This is a genomic window from Gammaproteobacteria bacterium (genome assembly GCA_029884425.1).
Classification (GTDB): domain Bacteria; phylum Pseudomonadota; class Gammaproteobacteria; order S012-40; family S012-40; genus JAOUHV01.
The window spans coordinates 33,043-52,904 of sequence record JAOUHV010000010.1; the positions used below are offsets into that span (position 1 = coordinate 33,043).

A 19,862-nucleotide genomic window follows, 5' to 3' on the forward strand; every position below is an offset into this window, starting at 1 on the left:
TCATGATTGAGATTGGCGATGAAACTTCGGTACTACACGCTGGATGTTTTTACGGATCAGATCTTTGGTGGTAATCAGTTGGCGGTGTTTCCCGAGGCCGGGGTGCTGACCGATAGGCAAATGCAGTTAATTGCCGGTGAACTCAATCTTTCCGAAACGGTGTTTGTCACCGAATCAAAAAATCCTGAATGCATAAATCGATTGCGAATTTTTACTCCTCGCTGTGAATTGCCTTTCGCGGGACATCCGACGGTGGGCGCGGCGTTTTTATTGGCAAAAATAGGCGCCATCTATCTGGAATCTGGCGACACACGTGTGGTGTTTGAAGAAGGCGTGGGGCAGGTGCCGGTAGAGATTCGTTCGCGTAATGGTCAGCCCGGATACACCCAGTTGACAACGGCTGTGCGGCCACAGTTGGGTAATGATGTCCCCGGTCGCGAGATCGTGGCCTCAATGTTGAGCTTGGCGGTGGGAGATATTGTCAGCGATGAGCACGCCATCCAGACGGCATCATGCGGTGTACCCTATCTGCTGGTGGAGTTAAATTCGCTGGCAGATGTTGCGCGGGCAAAGCTGAACTATCTGGTGTGGAAGCAATATCTGCAGCAAACCGAAGCGGCGGCAATTTATTTGTATGCACGCGAGGCCATATTACCCAGTTCGCACCTCCATGCACGGTGCTTTGCGCCAGGCTTGGGTATTTTTGAAGATGCTGCCACCGGCAGCGCGGCGAGTGCCTTGGCCGGGGCGTTGGCGATGCGTTCGAGCAAGTCCGATGCGGAATTCCGCTGGATTGTGGAGCAGGGCTTTGAACTAAAGCGTCCCAGCTTTCTGGAGGTCCAGGCAGTAAAACGCAATGGCAATGTAATGACGGTAAAGGTGGGCGGAAGCTCGGTGATTGTCGCCGAGGGACTGATGACTGTGCCGGAATAGCCGTTATTGCGCATTTTGCCGAGAAATTGTCGCTTTCGAGCAAGAAACTTATATCGTGTGCGTGTATTATGCGGGCGTTTGCAGTGCATGCCGATTGCGGTCAGGAGACTGGGTCGTTCCACGGATTGAATGATGTTGTTGGAACTGCAAACCGCGCAGTTGCGCAGGACGCGGAATATCTTCTATGGACGGAGTTTGACCCTGGTCGAGGAACTCGGATGGTTTCTTGGCCGGGGAAGAAGCGCGTATCTTCCCTCGTTTATTCCTAACCCTAACCAGTCAAAATAAACAGACGCAGTTATCAATCACCTGATGCGATTTGTTGCGAGCAATCATGTTGGCGATCTAATTTGTTTGGCCGATGCCGTTGTTCGGCGGATGAATATTTTGGGTGTACAGAGCGTTTGTCGTGCAGATGCAACTGGAAGTGGTGTTGACGGATGAGATGTTCTGCTGCGTTGTCGTTAAACGGCAAAATATGTTTGTTCGGATACGGCAGAATTTTACGTTTCCACATTTTGGTGCAAAGGTGTTCGCTGTTATTGCTGAAGTATATGGTGCGTCGTTGCGGAAAAATAAGGAAAGTGCGACTACTATTGACGTTGGTCACCAACGGGAAACTACGACGAGCGATTTGTCGGGCAGAAGAATTCTCACGACCATGCGAATGCTCCGATATCCCACCGATCGAATGTTTAACATAGGCAAATAAGAACCAGCAATAGTACTATGGGATTATTGTTTGTTGCGGCGTAAAAATGCACAGTATGCTTAACATTCCTATAGCTGGAAATTTGCAGCTTCGTTTAATGGCAGAACTGGAGAAAGAGGATGATCGAGTTGGCTTCGCGCTTGACGCCGGCGAGACAGGATATCAACCGCGTTGATGTGGATGGAATAAACCGGTCGTGGTATTCCCAGCACGTGAAGACCGGGCCGTTTACCTCCGATTGGCACAGGCACAACAAGGCGCAGTTGCTGTATGCCGAGGGCGGAGTAGTGCATTTGCAGAACAAGCGCCGCAGTTTGTTATTGCCCGCACACCACGGTGCATGGATTCCGGCGAACATGGAGCACCGCATGAATTCAGCCTCACCGGAATTATACCTGCGGACGGTTTATTTTGATGAACCCTGCCCCGAAGAGGTGGTGTTGCGCGATTTGAATGTATTTCCTATCAGTTCATTGGCGCGGGAAATGGTGTATTACACCAAAATCTGGAACAGCCAGACTACCAATCCTGATGAAGTTGAGCGCAGCTTTTTCCATACCTTGCGGATTTTATTGCCTCAGTGGGCAGCAGCAACAATGCCATTGACCTTGCCGACGACCGATCATGTTCGGTTGCGGCCAATGCTGGAACACGTGATCGCACACCTGGAGAAGGATATTCAGGTTGAGGATTTGGCGAGTCGCTTTGGTGCGTCATCGCGGACGGTGATGCGCTTGTTCCAGAACGAATTGGGTATGGGGTTTTCCACTTACCTGCGCGTTGCGCGCGTCATCAAGGCGTTGGATTTGTTTAGTCGCCCGGGGATGAATGTTTCCAGTGTGTGCTATGCCGTGGGTTACGAGAGCATCAGCGCGTTTAGCAACACCTTCCGCCAGCTGGTGGGTTTGCGGCCCAACCAATATCTGAAAATGGCGCTACAGTCTCAATACGGCTAGTCAGGCTTCCCTCCCCTCTGACGGCTATCGAGGTGACAATGCCCGCATTCACGGGCATTGTTTTTTTCTAGGCCTGGTTGGGATTGCGCGATAGCGGCGGCAGCTCGCCCTTCAGTCCCATGGCATGCTGGATAACTTCGTGTTTCAGCGGTGCCAGCCGGTCCATGGCATCCAGTCCCAGATTGCGTCCCAGGCTCAGTGTGCGGATATCGTTGCTGAACAGCCGCTTGAAACCATCCATGGAGGCCATCATCAGCAGGTTGTCGCTTTTGCGCGCACGCTCGTATTTACGCAGGTTGTGCCGGCGACCAAAATCCCGCCCCTGTTGCAGACGATCACTAATCATTTCCACCAGTGCCGCCGCGTCCAGCAGTCCCAGGTTCACGCCCTGTCCAGCCAGCGGGTGAATGGCGTGAGCGGCATCGCCAGCCAGGGCAACGCGTTCGCGCACGTATTCGTGACTGTGCTGCAGGCGCAGCGGAAACGCAGCGCGCTTGCCAGTGCTGGCGACTCGTCCCAGTGGCGTGTCGCCCAGGGCATCGGTCATGCGTTGCAAAAAGTCGGTTTCATCCAGTGCGAGTAATTCTTCGGCCTGTTCATGACTGGTCGACCAAACAATGGCGCTGTGATTGCCGGCCATGGGCAAAAACGCCAGCGGGCCAGTGGGCAGAAAGCGCTGCCAGCAAGTGTCCTGGTGGCTGTGTTCGGTGGTGACCACGCACACGACTGCCTTTTGGCCATACGGCCAGCCGGTGGTTTGAATGCCCAGCGTTTCGCGTACCCAGGAGCGCGCGCCATCGGTGCCGATCAGCAGTTTGCTGTGCAGTTCGCGACCGTCCTGCAGTTGCAGTCGGGCGTGTGTGGCGTCGGTGTGCAGGGCCACGGGCTTGCTGGGCGCAAAGTAGTGGATGTTGGCAAAATCGCGCATGCGCTCGACCAGGGCTGCCTGGATGACGGAGTTTTCGATGATGTGGCCTAGATCCGGCTCGGCCAGTTCGGCGCTGTCAAAATGAATCTGTCCCTGGCCGGTGGCGTCCCACACCCGCATGTCGTGATAGGGATGAACCCGGCGGGCGACCATGTTGGGCCAGGCACCAACGGCAGTCAAAAAGCGTTGCGAAGCGCGAGTAATGGCGCTGACGCGCAAATCGAAGGGCTGGTCGGGTTGCCAGTCGGTGCGGGCCTCATGGGCATCCAGCACGGCGATGCGCAATTCCTGAGGCGCGAGCGCGCAGGCAATCGCAGCGCCCACCATGCCGCCACCAACGATGACGACATCATATTGCAGCGGTGAATTCATAGCGGTAATCCTCGTGACAGTCGCGGCAGTCGACCACGCAGGCCCATGGCCTGACGCGCCAGGGCGTGTTTGATGGGCGGAATCAGATTGGTGAGTCCCAGTGCCTTGCTGCGCGCCATTTCTACCGGCCCGAGGGGATTGGTGAAAATTCGAATCAGGCTGTCGGTGAAGCGGGCAACGTCGCGCTGGTCGCGATCACGCCACTGCGAGTACGCGCGCAGCAGTGCGTCGCTGCCGATGTCTTGTTGATTGCGTACTGCATCAGCGATCAATTCCGCCAGAGTGGCAACATCACGGATGCCCAGATTAAATCCCTGGCCGGCTACCGGGTGAACAGTATGGGCGGCATTGCCAATGAACACCGTGCTGGGGGCGATGTCGCGCTCAATGCGCATCAAGGCTAATGGATAGGCGGTGCGTGCCGAGCAGCGGGTAAAGCGTCCCAGGCGAAAACCAAAACGTTGTTGCAGTTGCGCCAGGAAGGCTTCATCGTCCAGTGCCATCAGGGTGTCGAGTTGATCATTTTTGACGGTGTATACCAGCGACAGGCGGTTTTCGCTGAGCGGCAGCAGCGCCAGCGGGCCACTGTCGGTGAAGCGTTCGTAGGCGACATGCTGGTGTTTTTTCTCGCTGGAGACGGTACAGATCACTGCCGTTTGCTGATAGTCGCGCTTGTGTGTGTCGATCTGTAATTGCTGGCGGACAACCGAATCACCGCCGTCAGCAGCGATCACCAGGCGAGCGCTTAGCTGACGCTGCTCGCCGTTTTGTTCGATGGTCAGTTGCGCACCTTGTGAGTCCGTTTGCAGTTGGGTCAGGCGGGCGGGAATGATTTGCTCAATCTGCGGTTGCTGATCCAGGGCGCGCTTGAGCGCCTGGCCGACGAAGCGGCTTTCTACCACGTAACCCAGCGCTGCCACACCTTCTTCGCGATGATTGAGACGGGTGACGCCAAAGTGGCCGCGATCGGAAATATGAATATCCAGAATCGGCGTGGCACCGGGCTGCATGTCTGGCCACAGCCCCATGCTGTCGATGATGCGTTGACTGCCCTGGGCCAGGGCAATGGCACGGACGTCGTAGCTGGGCTGCTGTTCGGAGCGGAACGGAAAGGCTTCGATCAGGCCAATGCGCAGCGGCAGCGGTGCGAGCGCACAGGCCATGCTGGCGCCCACCATGCCGCCACCGACGATCAGGATATCGTAGTCGTGGTTCATATCACCCTGCCATGAGTGCTTCGATGTCTTTAATTTCCTTGATAACGCCGGCAGTAAGTACTTCGTTACCGTCAGCGGTGACCAACACGTCATCTTCAATCCGGATACCGATGCCATGCCATTTTTTGGCAACGCCTTTGGCGCCGGGCTCGATGTACAGGCCGGGCTCGACGGTCAGTACCATGCCGGGCTGCAGTTCGCGCCACTTGCCATTTTGTTTGTAGGCACCGACGTCGTGCACGTCCATGCCCAGCCAATGGCCGGTGCGGTGCATGTAGAAACGACGATAGGCTTCGTCTTTGATCAGTTGTTTGACCTCGCCCTTGAGCAGGCCCAGATCGACTAAACCTTGAGTCAGGATCTGTACTGCCACGTCGTGCGGTTTGTTCCAGGGATTGCCGGGTTTGACGGCCTTGATGGCAGCCTTTTGTGCATTCAGGACGACCTGGTACAGCGCTGCCTGTTCCTTGCTGAACGTGCCGTTGACCGGGAAGGTGCGGGTGATGTCTGCAGCGTAGTATTGATACTCGGCGCCGGCATCGATGAGCAGCAGGTCGCCGTCATTCAGCGCCATGTTGTTTTCGATGTAATGCAGGATGCAGCTGTTGTGGCCGCAGCCGACGATGGAGTTGTAGGCCACTTCGCAGCCATGACGACGGAAATGGCCAAGGATTTCTGCTTCGACTTCAAACTCCAGCATGCCCGGTTGGCAGCGCTGCATAGCCAGGGTATGTGCCTGGGCGCTGATATTGGCCGCATGGCGCATGAGTTTGATTTCTTCGCTGGATTTGAACAGCCGCATTTCGTGAATCAGGTCGTCCGAGCTGAGCAGTGCCTTGGGGGCGCCTATGCCTTGACGGGCTTTTTGTTTGACCTCACCCAGCCAGCCAATGACCATGGCGTCGAATTCGCTGTCGTCGCCCAAGGGGTAGTGGACGCTGTCGCGATTGGCCATCAGCTCGGGCATGATCTCGTCCAGTTGATCAATGGCAAACACCTGTTGGGCGTCAAAATCGCGCTCTGCGCCTTCCAGTCCAGCCCGGCGGCCATGCCAGGTTTCCATCAGTGGATCGCGTTCGCGGCAGAACAGCACATATTCGCCTTCCTTGCGTCCCGGCAGAAACACCGCGACGGCTTCCGGTTCGGCAAAGCCGGTCAGATAGTGGAAGTCGCTGTGGGGGCGGAAGCGAAACTCGGTGTCGCGATTGCGTTTGACTTCATGCGCGGTGGGAATAATGGCCATGCCGTTGCTGCCCAGTTGAGCGAGCAGCTTTTTACGGCGTTGTTTGAATTCGTTGCGGCTGAGTTTGAGCATTAATGAATGGTTTTGCTTTCGGCTTGGTTAGGGTGATTGAGTTCGCCGTAGACGACCAATGCGCCGATGCGCACGTATTCGACAACCTCGGCATAGGCGGATTCGCCGGCGTCCTCGTCTTCGTTATCGTCAAAGTCGGCCTTGGAAATGTGCAGTATGTCCTGCAGCACTTCGCGGGCGTCCTTGGGCAGATTGTCCAGATCCTTGATGCCAGCAATGGTCAGGCCATACAAAAATCCCTGGCACCACTCGCCCAGATCCTGAACGCGCTCTTCCAGTGGCTCAACGTCTGCGCGCAGCATTAGTTGCAGGGCAAACTGGCCTTGCTGAAATTGTTCAATGGTGATGTCATGCATCTCGGACAGCAGGTTCAGTGCTTCTTTGAGCAGCAGGTTTTGCGGGTCGTAATCGCCCATGATCTGCTCAATCCAGAGCTGCTTGGCGCTTTGGCCGGTGGCACAAAACAGGCCGCACAAAATGCCATGGGCTTCGGCGGCATCGGCTTCGGCACGAGCGGATGACAGGGATTGATTGAGTCGGAAAAAATCAACCTGTTGACGAGATTGCTCCATTTTTAGAATGCCTCTATGCGTGCTTCGTAGGGAAATAATAACAGACGGTACAATGTTTCACCGAACTGGATGTGGGTCGCGCGCGGTTGATCAAGTTTAATGCTGCCATCGCTGCCGGACAACCCTTTGATGCCAAACTGCTTTTGCTCGATCAGCAGGTTTAGGAACTGTTCCAGTTCGAGGCGAGGGATTTCGCCGGTATTGTCGACCACCCGGCAAGGGCGGCCATTCGGTGTTTGACCATCGACAATGGTGGCGTGCGCCGACGGTGGTGGAGTATGGGTCATGCCATTTCGCTTTAGCTTAATCGCGGAAAATGCTAGCATTCTAACGGAAAATTGTCGTGGGGTTGAGCTCTTTGGTGGGCGGATTGGGGTGGCAAAAATGAATAAAAATATTGAACAGCAGCTGCAGACCCTGGGCGTGGACTCGCTTGAGCAGGCGGTGGAGTCCTTGATTCGTTTGGTGGAAGAGCTGCAGCAAGACAATCACGAATTAAAAGCGCAGGTGTCGCGATTGCTGGCGGAGCGTGCGGAGTTGATCGATCGCAATGACATAGCGCGTCATCGCGTTGAGTCCATCATCACTCGTTTGAAAGAGATGGAAGAAAAAGCATGAGTTCCCACAACCAGATTACGGTAGTGATTGATATTCTGGGGAAGGAGTATCGTATTGCCTGTAGTAACCAGGAAAAAGATGCGCTATTACGCGCCGCGCAACATTTGAACGAAAAAGTGAATCAGATCAAAAATGGCGGACGCGTTGTTGGCGGTGAAAAAATTGTGGTGATGGCTGCGTTGAATCTGGCGCATGAGCTGCTGGATCAACAGGATGCAGAAAAAAACAGCGCCAAGGCGTTGGGGCAGCGTTTGGCAGGTCTCAAGCATCGGGTTGACACCGTGCTGGATGAGTGCTCACAGCTTGAAATGTAAAATATCCCAATAAATTCTTGGCGTTCGTGTTCCTTCCGGGTATAAAATAGCAGTAAGTTCCAGTTTTGGCGTGCTCTACGGCGTTCGTGGATGCTCTTATATTTCTTGAGCCGATAATCTTCTTTAGGGAACTAACCTTGGTGCTGTGTGCATGTCCGCACGACGGAAAGCCTAATGCACTAATTGCTGTTCCCACTTGAACCGTTGGGTTCGAGAAGAGTGAGCGTTGCGGCGCAGGTGGAGTACGCCTCCTAAATTCCCCATGACCAGAAACGAAATTCGGCGCCAGATGCGCGTCAAACGACGGGCTTTGTCGCTCGTGCAGCGTGAACACGCCGCGCGATGTTTGCTCACACAGCTCGCCAGGCATTTCCGTTTTGCCTCGTTTCAAAATATCGCCTGCTATTTGACCAATGACGGTGAGTTATCACCGCATTTTTTTGTTGAAGCCTGTTGGCGACAACGGCGTAAAATTTATTTGCCGGTTGTACAGGGGCGCGCATTTGCGCGAATGCGATTTGCGCCGTTTGATAAAACCAGTGTGATGCAAAAAAATCGCTTTGGCATTCCTGAGCCGAAAACGCGGATGGCGAATATGCGCGATGGTCGGAGAATTGATCTGGTGTTGATGCCGCTGGTGGCATTTGATGCGCAGGGCAATCGTCTAGGGATGGGTGGTGGATTTTATGATCGCACATTTGCATATTTGCGCCATCGCCGCCATTGGTGCAAGCCGATTTTGCTGGGCGTGGCGTATGATTTTCAGCAGATGGATTCTCTGCCGATAGAGTCGTGGGATGTGCCGCTGGATGGTATTGTGACCGAAACCCGGTTGATCTGGTTTAAAAATAGGTGAATGACGTGAAGTATTGGTTAATGAAATCCGAGCCGGATGTTTTTGGAATCGATCACCTTGCATCGCGTGCAGATCAAACCGAGCATTGGGACGGAGTGCGTAATTATCAGGCGCGCAACATGATGCGCGATGAAATGCGTGTGGGTGATCAGGTGTTTTTTTATCACTCCAATGCGGATGTTCCGGGTGTGGTGGGAATTGCTGAAGTTGTGCGCGAAGCCTACCCTGACTTCACCTCGTGGAATCCCGAATCAAAATATTTTGATCCCAAAAGCACCGCAGACAATCCTCGTTGGTTTATGGTGGATGTTAAATTGGTGCGAAAGTTCAAGCGAACCATTTCGCTGAAAGAAATTAAGGAAGATCCTGCGCTACAAGAGATGCCTCTGGTCAAAAAAGGCATGCGTCTGTCCATTATGCCGGTTACGCCGGATCAATGGTTTCATATTCTGGGTTTGGAGTAGTGGCGAAAGCCGGCAGATTCTTTTATTTTGAATCGTCGGTTGCGGCGAAGCGAGTGCAATTGGCACTGGCCTTTAAACGCGCAAATGTAGAAGTTCATGCGCTGGATTATTTTGACGATCAAACCTTCTTTGATCTTGGTGTGCAACGCAAAGTGCCATTGCTGCAATTGGCCGATGGACGCTTGCTGCAGGACTCAGAACAAATCCTTTGGCAAATCGATGAGTTATTCCCTCAATCTCCCGCGTTGGTGAATGATTGTATTGATGCTGATGCGTGGCAGGCGTTGCTGAACTGGCGCAGTCAGGCTGACCGCTATTTTCAGCGTCTGTACGCGCCATTGATGTTGGCCTATGTTGACGTGGGTGGAAATGAGCGCAGTGCGCGAGATTACACGCAGCGGGTGCAGCGCCAGTTGGGTGTGTCTGTTGAGGCGTTGGCCAGTGATCGTTATGCCCTGTATGCGCAATTGGAAGCCCTATCCAGTCTGAAAGCATTGGCTCGCCTGCTCGGCCAGCAAAAATATTACATGCCGTCGTTGAGTATTGCCGATTGTTTGCTGGCGGCGGATTTTTTTCCGCTGCAACTGATGGATGGCATAAACTTGCCGATAGACCTGCTTTATTATTTGCAGCGTATTGAGCAGGAATCTGGCGTGAATATGCAGCAGGCGTTGCTGCGTCCTTTATGAGAGGAAATTATGACTTTGGCACAACTGTTGGACTATTTTCAGCACCACACCAAATTTGAGTTTATGCAGGGCGATGCGCAGCAGACGCTGGATGCGGCGCGTAGTGGCAGTCATCAGCATCAACTGGCGGCAGAAATGGTTGTTGCGATTGCGGCAGCCAATCACTGCGAGAGCGCCGCTGGCGAAGTGGTGCGCGAAGTGACGGTCAAATCGCTGGGGCCGCTGCGGCTGAAGTACATGGCCGATGATGCGCCTGTGGACGGATTTCGCATGCTGGAGCACACTGTGGTGGCGATAGATGATGCGTTCAATGCGGAAGCGTTGGCGGCCAAGCGAGCAAAAGAATGAACTGGGCCGAGCTGGTCGACGTTATTCCCGAAGTGACGCTGGAACAGTTCGACTTTGTAGCTGCCCGACGTGTGGGCGGTGGTGATATCAATGATGCCTGGGTGTTACAGGGCAAGGAGCAAAGTTATTTCGTCAAGCTCAACGATGCCGCCTTGCTGGATATGTTCGAGGCCGAATTTGAAGCGCTCAAAGCGATGTTGGCCACCGATACTATTCGTGTGCCGCAGGTCTATTGCACTGGCATTCTGGATGACAAGGCATTCGTGTTGATGGAGTACCTGGAGTTGTCTGGCCGTGGTTCGCCGCAGCAATTGGGTGAGCAGTTGGCAGCGATGCACCGGGTGACTCAGTCGCGTTTTGGTTGGTGGCGCGACAATACGATAGGTGCGACGCCTCAGAAAAATGAAGAAAACGCCGATTGGATTGCATTTTATGGTCAGCAGCGTTTGGCGTGGCAGCTGAAATTATTGCGTGACAACGGCGTGTCTGGTTCGCTGCAAATCCTGGGGCAGACATTGATTGAAAAATTGCCGCTGTTTTTCACGGCTTACCAGCCAGTACCTTCCATGTTGCACGGTGATTTGTGGGGCGGCAATTACGCCTTTGATGAAACTGGCACGCCGGTGTTGTTTGATCCAGCCTTGTATTTTGGTGATCGTGAAGCAGACATGGCGATGACCGAATTGTTTGGAGGGTTTGATAGCGAATTTTATGCGGCGTATAACGAAGCATGGCCGCTGGATGCGGGGTATGTCACTCGCAAGACGCTCTACAATCTGTACCACATTCTCAATCACGCCAATTTGTTTGGCGGCGGTTATGCATCACAGGCGGAAAGCATGATGCGCAAATTATTGGCAGAATTGCACTGAAAAAAAGGCCGGTGAAAACCGGCCTTTTTTGATGTTACGGCAGCAGCTTTTCGCCGCGAATCAGGTCGTCGAGTTTTTCCCGTTCGCGAATTACGTGGAAGACGGTGTCATCCACCATGACTTCGGCCACGCGCGGGCGGGTGTTGTAGTTGGAGCTCATGCTGAATCCGTAGGCACCTGATGAACGCACCGCCAGCAAGTCGCCTTGCTCGATGCGCAGCTCGCGATCCTTGCCGAGGAAGTCACCTGTTTCGCAAACCGGACCGACGATGTCGTAGTGGCTGGCTTTGGTTTTACTGTGTTCCTTGACTGGAATGATTTTTTGCCAGGCGCTGTACAGCGATGGTCGCAGCAAATCGTTCATTGCGGCATCAACCACGGCGAAATCCTTGTGCTCGGTGTGTTTGATGTATTCCACCCGAGTTACCAGTATGCCGGCGTTGGCGACGATGGCGCGACCAGGCTCGATATGCAGTGGCAGTTTGCGCTTGCCCAGACGCTCAATGACTGCCTTGGTGTATTCCGCTGGCTGTGGTGGCGTTTCCGCGTTGTAGGTGACGCCCAGGCCGCCACCTAAATCCAGATGTTCCAACTGAATGCCTTGAGCTTCGAGCGTGTCCACCAGCGCTAGTACGCGATCAAGCGCATCGAGGAAGGGGGACAATGAGGTCAGCTGCGAGCCAATGTGGCAGGCGACGCCCTTGATGCGAATGTGCTGCATCTTTGCCGCACGGGCATAGATGTCGGCAGCCTGGTTGATGTCGATGCCGAATTTGTTTTCTTTCAGGCCGGTGGAAATGTACGGGTGGGTGCCAGCGTCGACGTCTGGATTGACGCGCAGGGCGATCGGCGCGGTTTTGCGCATCTCGGCGGCGACTTCGTTCAGGCGGTCCAGTTCAGGAATGGATTCGACGTTGAAGCAGTGAATGCCTTGCTCAAGTGCGTAGCGCATTTCTTCGCGGGTTTTGCCCACGCCGGAGAAAACCACCTTGCCGGCGTCGCCGCCTGCCTGCAGTACGCGGAACAGTTCGCCGCCGGAAACAATGTCAAAACCTGATCCCAGGCGAGCCAGAACGTTGAGCAGCCCCAGGTTGGAGTTGGCCTTGACTGCGTAGCAGACCAGGTGCTCGTGGTTGCCAAAGCTGTTGTTGAAGGCGTGCCAGTGGCGTTCCAGGGTGGCGCGGGAATAGATGTAACAGGGCGAACCCACCTGTTCAACAATGCGACTGACGGGAACCTGTTCGGCGTGCAAAGTGCCTTGTTTGTATTCAAAAAAATCCATGAGTTTTTACGGCTTCGGTTTGGTCTGTTGACTGGTTGATTGGGTGCGGGTGTCGTCATCAGGCAGGTAGAGTGCGCCTTTTTGACCACAGCCGACCAGCAGCAGAATGAGCAGTATTGTGGTTGCGCGGGCCATGACGATATCCAATGGGACAAAAACAGGCGCTATTCTAGCAACTGCCGGGCGGGGGCGTCACGCGGCGTATCAGGCAATTTTCTGTACGGCCAGGCGCAGCTTGTCTTCCAGTACGCGACGATACTTGATGAAGTGGTGCAGGGGGATACGTTTGTCAGCATTGAGGCCGACCAGGGCGTGGTCCAGCTCAAGGCAGGAAATGATCGGCAGGACGTTTTGCTGGGCACAGTATTGGGCTACGTGGAGGAATAAATTATTGCCGTGCTCGGCGGAGCTGAACAGCTTGCCGTTGCACTCGAAGGAGAACACTTTCCGTCCATTGCGCATGCTGCCGAGTGCTTTGAGCAGTGTTTCGCGTCCCAGGCCCGCCAGGGCCAAATTGTCCTGCTGTTTTGCCACGTAGCCGATGGGTTCTTTTTTCAGGTGAAAAAAGGCCAGCAATTCGTGCTGGGTGGTGCGGAACTGGTTGAGCGCCTCGGGTTGATCTCTGCCGGAAAAGCGTGTTTGAATCAGGTAGCTGCGCAAAAAGGCGTAGTAGTGCAGCAGTTGGGTTTTAAGCAGATTTGCTTTCAGGCGGTGGGCATGCAAACAGCCTGTGTCATCCAGCGTGTAGATGATCCCCTGGTCGCCGCTGACGTAATAAAAAACCTCAATGCGCTGTGCTTCAAAGTTGTCGAACATCGGGCGCAGCAGCGTGGGGCGCAGTGAATTTTTTTCCAGCCAGATTTTTTGTGGCTGATCTTTCTCGTGATACAGAGCCGCGATGATTTCTGGTGAGCCACGCAGCGTTTGGTGTTGGGCCTTGTCGTTTTCAAAATCGATCAGATAATAGCGTTTGGCGGCTTCAAAAATCAGTCGATTGTTGGTGTCCAGGACGCGGTTGGGCAAAAATGCCTTGTTGATAAAATCAAACAATTCCTGAATCGAGCCCTGGATGCGCTGACCGATATGTGGTGTTTGGCAAAACAGTGGGACGTCAAACATTGTTTGCTGTTGCTGCTGATTGAGTTTGGCCCAGTTGAGATAATCGCAAATCCACAGTGCCAGACCTTCTGTGCCGGAGTAACTGTTGACGTGAACTTCACCCCAGCTATTGGTGTGGACGAAGTCGAGTGACGTGATTAGTGTTTCGTCGTCATGGCCATAATGCAATACGTCGGTCGTACCGTTGATGACGCCTTTGATGTTGCCGGAGAAAATTGCACTGGGCGGGATGTTGGCGTTGATGAATAAAATACCCTGGGTGATATGAGCGGGACGAAGAAAGTCTTTGCTTTCAGTGTTGAGTTTGTCCGGGCTGGGAATCACTTGGCGCAAATGATCCAGGGTTTGTTTTAAATCGCTGGAGGTCAAACCGGTGGCTTGCGCATAGGCTAAAATTTGACTGCTGTTGGTGATGATTTGGTTGACGTGGCACCAGCTGAGCAGCTCTACCAAGCTGCTGCATTGTTTGACAGGCACGTAGTGCTGAACTTCGCTGGGTGACATTTTGCCGCGATACAACAGCCAGCGGGCTTCGCCGGATTTGTTGTAACCAAGAATAATGGTGACGCATTCTTCGCTGATGCTCTTGCTGATGCCGCGACTGAAAATTTCCAGTTTGCCGGGACGTTTTTCCAGTGCGGCATACAGTTTTCGACCAAGAATGGTGAGGTCGCGGGAGTTGATCAGGTTGTCGCTGTTGTTTTGTCTCGCTCGATCAGAAAGAAACAGGTAACTTTTTGTCAAGTGTTCGACCAGCAGCTTGCGTTCGTCCATGACCTCGAACACGCTCCAGTCTTCGCGATGATCAAGCAGGCTGATTTGAGTGTCGTTCCAGCCCCAGCGATCGGTGAGGCTGCGCGTTTGGGTGTGGCGCCAGTTCTCTTTGTGTGTATCGCCGCTTAGTGGCAAATGCAGTTTGAGATAAAAGCTGCGGCGAATCAGTTCAAGTCGCAGAGGCTCGTCGCGTTTTTGCAGATAATTTTCCAGGTAGTTGAGCAGCATGGCGTAAGGGTCAAGTTGCTCCGCATCGTTATTGCCTTCGTGAACAGCGTGTTTCAGTTGATGGGAGATCAGCGCCTTGCCCGCATTGGCGTAGGCTTCCATCAGGGTGATTTTGAGAATGGATTTGTAGGGCGAATCTATGCTTTTGTAAATCTGCCAGACAGACGCGCCAAAGAATTCTTTTTCAGGGATGGCGGGGACGCCACCAAAGTCGATAACTTCATCACTGTGCAAAAAACCGTTATCGATCAGTTGCTGGCTATAGCTGTCGTAGTTGGCTTCCTGCTCCACGGGCACAAACCACCAGCGCGGATATTTGCCGGCCAACCAAACGCTGGTGCGATAAAACTCATCCAGCAATAGTTGGTGTTGCGTGCTGCCGCTGCTTTCGCTGGACAGTTCGGCGACGTTGCCATTGCGAAAATTGTCCGCGTTCATCAAAAAGAAATGGACTTCCAGACCCTTTTCGGCGGCCCATTGCTCGATACCGGTGGCTTTTTGCTGTAGCTTCTGAAGTTGGGTAGCGTTCAGTTCGGGTGAATGACACAGCCAAATGTCAAAGTCACTGTCCTTGGAAAACGCCAGTGAGCCGCAGCTTCCCATGATGTACAGTGCTTCGATGTCGTTTTTGACCTGGACGCGGCGATCGTGCTCAATCCGGCCAAAGGTTTTCTGGACCAGTTTTAGGGTTTCTTCGGAGCTGTTGTAGTTGGCGATGCCGCTGGGGGTTTCATTGCCGGCAAAACCCGGCAGTTTTTGTTGATTGACATGAAACAGGTGCGCGAGCACGCCAATGATGTCGGCCTGCTTGGCGCGCATAAGTTCCAGCGTACGCTGCAGGCGCTGCTGGTTGAGCGTGACAAAGTTTTGTCGGATTGTTTGTATTTGTTCAATGCTCATGTTTCTGACAGTGTATATCCCTATGCGCCCTTTCAAGGCCGTACGGCGGAGAAAAGGCGAAAATGAGTCGGCGTCGATAATGGGTTATCGCGCATTGGCGCTATCGACTTTAGGCTGTTTCGCGGGCCGCCGGCGTGTTTCTGCGTCCTGTTGAGGGAGGCACTGGCGCTGTTTGTGCATAATGTGACAATAGTGAGTTTTTGACAGGCTTAGCGATAGTTGAGGAGCGGATCAGGATGGATGCATCCATAGCAAAAGAAGCGCTGAACCATGTGCCGATGGGCATTTGGATCACTGACGCCAACGGAAAGCTGAATTGGGCCAACGATGCCATGTGCAAGCAACTGGGCGTGAAGCTGCAGCAACTGGCGGGAAAGACGGAAGACGCCATGATGGCGGCGCACTTCAAGCCCAGCGTGGAGAACGCCCAGCTGTTTCGCCAGACCTCGGTGGAAAAAGGCGTGGTGCGTTGGTTTATTCGCATTTCCCAGGCCCTGGAGGGCGGCCAGCAGGCCAGCTATTGGGCTGATGCCTCGGAAATCATGCGCTTGCGCAATGAGAACGATCAGCTGAATTACCAGGTAGATAACCTGAAAACCACCGACAATTTGACCGGTTTGCTCAATCGCCGGGCGATATTTACCTCACTGGAACCCCAGGTTTCGCGTAGCCGTCGTTATGACAATCCCCTGGCGGTAATGGTGATGGAATTGCGCGGCATTAACGCCAATGTGCCTGAACCAGAGGCACTGACGGATCAGGCGCTGGTGTCGTTGTCATATTTCCTGCGCGACCAGTTGCGCTGGGTCGACTTGATTGGGCGGATTGATGACAAGCAGTTTTTGATGATTCTGCCCGAAACTTCGACCGTTGACGCGCAGATTCTGGCGAAAAAGCTCAAAGAGCGCATGACCGGTTTGATTCTGGCGGCGGATCCCAAGGTGAAGCTGGAGCTGGATGTGGCGTTCGGTATCAGCGGTTGGCAGAAGGGCGACGATACTGCCTTGCTGATGCGGCGGGTACACTCCGCGCTGGAAAATGCACGGGCGGATACCGCCGAAGCAGTGACCGTCCTGTAGGACGGTCACTTTGTCGCGTTTATGCCAATTTGCTACGGGCACGCTTGATCGCGGCGCGTACCTGGGCCGGGGCGGTGCCACCGATGTGGTTGCGCGCAGCGGCTGAACCTTCCGGCGTCAGTACCTTGTAGACATCATCCTCGATCACCGAGGAAAATCCCTTCAATATGCTCAATTCCATCGCAGCCAGGTCCAGCCCTGTCTTGACCCCGTGGGCCACGGCTTTGCCCACCACTTCGTGGGCATCGCGGAAGGCCACGCCCTTGCGCACCAGATAGTCGGCCAGGTCAGTGGCGGTGGAGAAACCCTTCAGCGTGGCGGCGCGCATGTTGTCGCGCTTCACCTTGATACTGGGGATCATGTCAGCGAATACCCGCAGCGATGCCTTCAGGGTGTCGATGGAGTCAAACAGCGGTTCCTTGTCTTCCTGATTGTCCTTGTTGTAGGCCAGTGGTTGGCCTTTCATCAGGGTCAGCAGTGCGATCAGGTTGCCGTTGACGCGGCCGGTTTTGCCACGGATCAGCTCGGGTACATCGGGGTTCTTCTTCTGCGGCATGATCGATGAGCCGGTGCAGAAAGCATCGCCCATCTCAATAAAATCATACTGTTGCGACAACCAGATGATCAGCTCCTCAGAGGCGCGGGACAGGTGGGTCATGGTCACCGAGGCGACGAAGCAGAACTCCATGATGAAGTCGCGGTCGCTGACGCTGTCCAGCGAGTTTTCGGTCGGACGCTCAAAACCCAGCAACTGCGCGGTGTAGGCGCGGTCGATGGGGTAGGTGGTGCCGGCCAGGGCGGCTGCGCCCAGCGGCAGGATGTTTACCCGCTTGCGGCAGTCGCTCAGGCGCTCGGCATCACGTACCAGATTCTCAAACCAGGCCATCATGTGGTGGCCGAAGGTCACGGGCTGGGCCACCTGCAGGTGGGTGAAGCCGGGCATGATGGTGTCGGCCTCTTTTTCTGCCAAATCCAGTAATGCGGTCTGCAAACGGCGCATCTGGCCTTGAATTTCGTCGATCTCGTCGCGCAGGTACAGGCGCATGTCGGTGGCCACCTGGTCGTTGCGCGAACGGCCGGTGTGCAGTTTCTTGCCAGCGATGCCAATTTTGTCGGTCAGGCGTGCTTCGATGTTCATGTGCACGTCTTCCAGTGATACCGACCAGGTGAACTCGCCGCGTTCGATTTCAGCCTTGATTTCGGTCAGGCCCGCAATGATGGCGTCGCGCTCGTCGTTGGTCAGCACGCCGACCTTGGCCAGCATGGTGGCGTGGGCGATGGAGCCGGCGATGTCCTGAGCGTACATGCGCTGGTCAAAGGTAACGGAGGCGGTGAAGGCTTCAACGAAAACGTTGGTCGGCTCGGAAAAACGGCCACCCCAGGGTTTGTAGCCAGCGGTATTGTGTAAATCGGACATGCGCTTCTCTGCTTGTTCGGGATCAAAATGGGGTGGGATTATAGACTATTTCCGACTGCCAGACAGCCGCCATCGGTGATATGCTAGGGGCCATTTTGCACAACAACAGGTGCTTACGAGGCCCGGTCCGATAAGCGCCCCTGAGGGATAGGTTTTACCGATGTCAGAAACACTGAAAATTGCCACGCGTCGCAGTCCATTGGCTCTGTGGCAGGCGGAGTGGGTGAAAGCCCGTCTGGAAGAATTGCACCCCGGCCTGCAGGTCGAGCTGGTGAAAATGGTCACCCAGGGTGACAAGATCCTCGATGTGCCGCTGGCCAAGGTGGGCGGCAAGGGCCTGTTCGTTAAAGAGCTGGAAGTCGGCATGCTCGAAGGCGAGGCCGATATCGCCGTGCACTCCATGAAAGATGTGCCGGTGGAATTCCCCGAAGGTCTGCATCTGGCGGTCATCTGCGAGCGCGAAGATCCGCGCGACGCGTTTGTCTCCAACACCTACAAAAATTTCGACGAGCTGCCCCAGGGCGCCAAGGTCGGTACTTCCAGCATGCGCCGTGCGCTGCAGATTGCCGAGCGTCGTCCTGATCTGGAAATCATTTCCTTGCGCGGCAACGTCAACACCCGTCTGGCCAAGCTGGATGCCGGTGAATACGACGCCATCATTCTGGCTGCTGCCGGTCTGATTCGTCTGGGCTTCCATGACCGCATTGCCGATTTCCTTGATCCATCTTTCAGCCTGCCCGCCATGGGCCAGGGCGCGGTAGGTATCGAGTGCCGCAGCAATGATCCGCGCGTCAATGCGCTGATTGCGCCACTGAATCACGAAGCTACCGCCATTCGCGTCAAGGCCGAGCGTGCCATGAACAATCGTCTGGAAGGCGGTTGTCAGGTGCCGATCGGTGGCTATGCGGAAATTGTCGATGGCAATCTGTTTATGCGTGGTCTGGTTGGTCGTCCCGATGGCACCAAGACGCTGCGTGGTGATATTACCGGTCGCCTGGAAGACGCTGAGGAGTTGGGCCGCATTCTGGCGGAAGACCTGCTTTCTCGTGGCGCAGATCAAATTCTGAAAGAGGTTTATGGCAAATAGCCCTTTGGCCGGTGTCTCGGTGCTGGTGACGCGCCCCGAGCACCAGGCCGGTCCGCTGTGCGAACTGATTGAGGCCGCAGGCGGCCGGGCGGTGCGGTTTCCGGTGCTGGAAATTGCCGATCCGCAGGATCTGGCGTCAGTGCAGGCGCAGATTGATCGCCTTGACCAGTTCGACATTGCCATTTTCATCAGTCCCAACGCCGTGCAGCGCGCCGTCAATCTGGTGCGCGCACAGCGTGAATTTCCCGCATCGTTGCAGATCGCGGCGGTGGGCCGCGCCAGTGCCAAGGCATTGGCCAAGATGGGGCTGGAAACCGATATTTTTCCCGCCACTCGCTTTGACAGCGAAGCCTTGCTGGAAATGCCACAATTGCAACAGGTGGTCAACAAGCGCATTTTGATTTTCCGTGGCGAAGGTGGTCGCGAAGTGCTGGCCGAAACGCTGAAGCAGCGTGGCGCCCAGGTGGAATATGCCGAGGTCTATCGACGGGTGAAGCCTGGAGCCGATGTGTCGCAGTTGATGCGTGCCTGGGCTCGCGGAGATATCGACTTGGTCACGGTGACCAGTAACGAAGGTTTGAGTAATCTGTACGACATGGTTGGGCAACTGGGGCGGCGCTGGTTATTGGCGACGCCACTGGTGGTGGTCAGCGAGCGAGGCGTGCAGGCGGCGCAGCAATTGGGATTTTCCCGCATATTGTTGGCAGATCAGGCCAGTGATCAGGCGGTGTTGATGGCAGTGGAACGCTGGCGAGCATCGGCGCAGACGCCGACGTGAAGCTGATGTGTGCGATTGAGGTGAAGGTTGAA

The 19,862-nt window shown here is 54.8% G+C and carries 21 protein-coding genes and 1 other RNA gene; 13 read left to right on the forward strand and 9 right to left on the reverse strand.

Annotated features, from left to right (window positions below):
• The first annotated feature begins 18 nt into the window (after positions 1–18).
• Both OEW58_04545 and OEW58_04550 read left to right on the forward strand, forming a co-directional pair.
• Complete coding sequence (locus OEW58_04545; protein ID MDH5300612.1) at positions 19–933, forward strand: PhzF family phenazine biosynthesis protein; 915 nt, start codon at positions 19–21, stop codon at positions 931–933.
• An 831-nt stretch (positions 934–1,764) separates the two neighbouring features.
• Positions 1,765–2,601, forward strand: coding sequence for a helix-turn-helix transcriptional regulator (locus tag OEW58_04550; protein MDH5300613.1), 837 nt, complete (start codon positions 1,765–1,767; stop codon positions 2,599–2,601).
• Between the two features lie 67 nt (positions 2,602–2,668).
• On the opposite strand, the gene OEW58_04555 is transcribed toward OEW58_04550, so the two are convergent.
• Genes OEW58_04555 through OEW58_04575 form a run of 5 tightly spaced genes read right to left on the reverse strand, consistent with a single transcriptional unit; the run spans position 2,669 to position 7,292 of the window.
• The gene (locus tag OEW58_04555) at positions 2,669–3,901 is read right to left on the reverse strand and encodes a UbiH/UbiF/VisC/COQ6 family ubiquinone biosynthesis hydroxylase (protein MDH5300614.1); all 1,233 of its coding nucleotides are present in this window, start codon (positions 3,899–3,901) and stop codon (positions 2,669–2,671) included.
• Complete coding sequence (ubiH, locus tag OEW58_04560) at positions 3,898–5,118, reverse strand: 2-octaprenyl-6-methoxyphenyl hydroxylase (GenBank protein MDH5300615.1); 1,221 nt, start codon at positions 5,116–5,118, stop codon at positions 3,898–3,900. The genes OEW58_04555 and ubiH overlap by 4 nt, the downstream gene beginning before the upstream one ends.
• A 1-nt stretch (position 5,119) precedes the next feature.
• Complete coding sequence (gene pepP / locus OEW58_04565) at positions 5,120–6,433, reverse strand: Xaa-Pro aminopeptidase (GenBank protein ID MDH5300616.1); 1,314 nt, start codon at positions 6,431–6,433, stop codon at positions 5,120–5,122.
• A complete protein-coding gene (locus tag OEW58_04570; protein MDH5300617.1) occupies positions 6,433–7,005 on the reverse strand; it encodes a UPF0149 family protein in 573 nt (190 codons plus the stop codon). Before OEW58_04570 ends, pepP begins: the two co-directional genes overlap by 1 nt.
• Positions 7,006–7,007: 2 nt before the next feature.
• The gene (locus OEW58_04575) at positions 7,008–7,292 is read right to left on the reverse strand and encodes a hypothetical protein (protein MDH5300618.1); all 285 of its coding nucleotides are present in this window, start codon (positions 7,290–7,292) and stop codon (positions 7,008–7,010) included.
• Between the two features lie 97 nt (positions 7,293–7,389).
• On the opposite strand from OEW58_04575, the gene OEW58_04580 reads away from it, so the two are divergent.
• The 8 genes from OEW58_04580 to OEW58_04615 all read left to right on the forward strand — a co-directional run bounded on the left by OEW58_04580 (position 7,390) and on the right by OEW58_04615 (position 11,166).
• On the forward strand, positions 7,390–7,623 hold the full coding sequence (locus OEW58_04580; GenBank protein ID MDH5300619.1) for a TIGR02449 family protein: 234 nt from the start codon (positions 7,390–7,392) through the stop codon (positions 7,621–7,623).
• Complete coding sequence (locus OEW58_04585; GenBank protein MDH5300620.1) at positions 7,620–7,937, forward strand: cell division protein ZapA; 318 nt, start codon at positions 7,620–7,622, stop codon at positions 7,935–7,937. Before OEW58_04580 ends, OEW58_04585 begins: the two co-directional genes overlap by 4 nt.
• A gap of 69 nt (positions 7,938–8,006) precedes the next feature.
• A non-coding RNA gene (gene ssrS / locus OEW58_04590) (6S RNA) lies at positions 8,007–8,185 on the forward strand.
• A gap of 14 nt (positions 8,186–8,199) precedes the next feature.
• Complete coding sequence (locus tag OEW58_04595) at positions 8,200–8,793, forward strand: 5-formyltetrahydrofolate cyclo-ligase (protein MDH5300621.1); 594 nt, start codon at positions 8,200–8,202, stop codon at positions 8,791–8,793.
• A gap of 5 nt (positions 8,794–8,798) precedes the next feature.
• On the forward strand, positions 8,799–9,257 hold the full coding sequence (locus OEW58_04600; protein ID MDH5300622.1) for an EVE domain-containing protein: 459 nt from the start codon (positions 8,799–8,801) through the stop codon (positions 9,255–9,257).
• Complete coding sequence (locus OEW58_04605; protein MDH5300623.1) at positions 9,230–9,946, forward strand: glutathione S-transferase N-terminal domain-containing protein; 717 nt, start codon at positions 9,230–9,232, stop codon at positions 9,944–9,946. Before OEW58_04600 ends, OEW58_04605 begins: the two co-directional genes overlap by 28 nt.
• A 9-nt stretch (positions 9,947–9,955) precedes the next feature.
• The gene (locus OEW58_04610; GenBank protein ID MDH5300624.1) at positions 9,956–10,294 is read left to right on the forward strand and encodes a hypothetical protein; all 339 of its coding nucleotides are present in this window, start codon (positions 9,956–9,958) and stop codon (positions 10,292–10,294) included.
• Positions 10,291–11,166: a fructosamine kinase family protein gene (locus OEW58_04615; GenBank protein MDH5300625.1), complete on the forward strand. Its 876-nt coding sequence runs from the start codon at positions 10,291–10,293 to the stop codon at positions 11,164–11,166. The genes OEW58_04610 and OEW58_04615 overlap by 4 nt, the downstream gene beginning before the upstream one ends.
• Positions 11,167–11,200: 34 nt before the next feature.
• Here the strand turns inward: OEW58_04615 and lysA are convergent, their stop codons facing one another.
• From lysA to OEW58_04630, 3 genes are all read right to left on the reverse strand, one after another.
• A complete protein-coding gene (gene lysA, locus OEW58_04620; protein MDH5300626.1) occupies positions 11,201–12,448 on the reverse strand; it encodes a diaminopimelate decarboxylase in 1,248 nt (415 codons plus the stop codon).
• Positions 12,449–12,454: 6 nt separating this feature from the next.
• Positions 12,455–12,583, reverse strand: a complete 129-nt coding sequence (locus OEW58_04625) for a lipoprotein (GenBank protein MDH5300627.1) — start codon at positions 12,581–12,583, stop codon at positions 12,455–12,457.
• A gap of 69 nt (positions 12,584–12,652) precedes the next feature.
• A complete protein-coding gene (locus OEW58_04630) occupies positions 12,653–15,469 on the reverse strand; it encodes a class I adenylate cyclase (GenBank protein ID MDH5300628.1) in 2,817 nt (938 codons plus the stop codon).
• Positions 15,470–15,705: 236 nt separating this feature from the next.
• On the opposite strand from OEW58_04630, the gene OEW58_04635 reads away from it, so the two are divergent.
• Positions 15,706–16,548, forward strand: a complete 843-nt coding sequence (locus tag OEW58_04635; GenBank protein ID MDH5300629.1) for a sensor domain-containing diguanylate cyclase — start codon at positions 15,706–15,708, stop codon at positions 16,546–16,548.
• A gap of 19 nt (positions 16,549–16,567) precedes the next feature.
• Here OEW58_04635 and argH read toward each other — a convergent pair whose 3' ends face one another.
• Positions 16,568–17,965 (reverse strand): argininosuccinate lyase, encoded by a 1,398-nt coding sequence (gene argH, locus OEW58_04640; GenBank protein ID MDH5300630.1) that lies wholly within the window; start codon positions 17,963–17,965, stop codon positions 16,568–16,570.
• Between the two features lie 160 nt (positions 17,966–18,125).
• Between argH and hemC the strand changes: the two genes are divergently transcribed.
• Together hemC and OEW58_04650 are read left to right on the forward strand one after the other, a co-directional pair.
• Entirely contained in the window at positions 18,126–19,052 is a 927-nt protein-coding gene (hemC, locus tag OEW58_04645; GenBank protein MDH5300631.1) for a hydroxymethylbilane synthase, read from the forward strand.
• Entirely contained in the window at positions 19,042–19,830 is a 789-nt protein-coding gene (locus tag OEW58_04650; protein ID MDH5300632.1) for a uroporphyrinogen-III synthase, read from the forward strand. The genes hemC and OEW58_04650 overlap by 11 nt, the downstream gene beginning before the upstream one ends.
• Positions 19,831–19,862 lie beyond the last annotated feature (32 nt).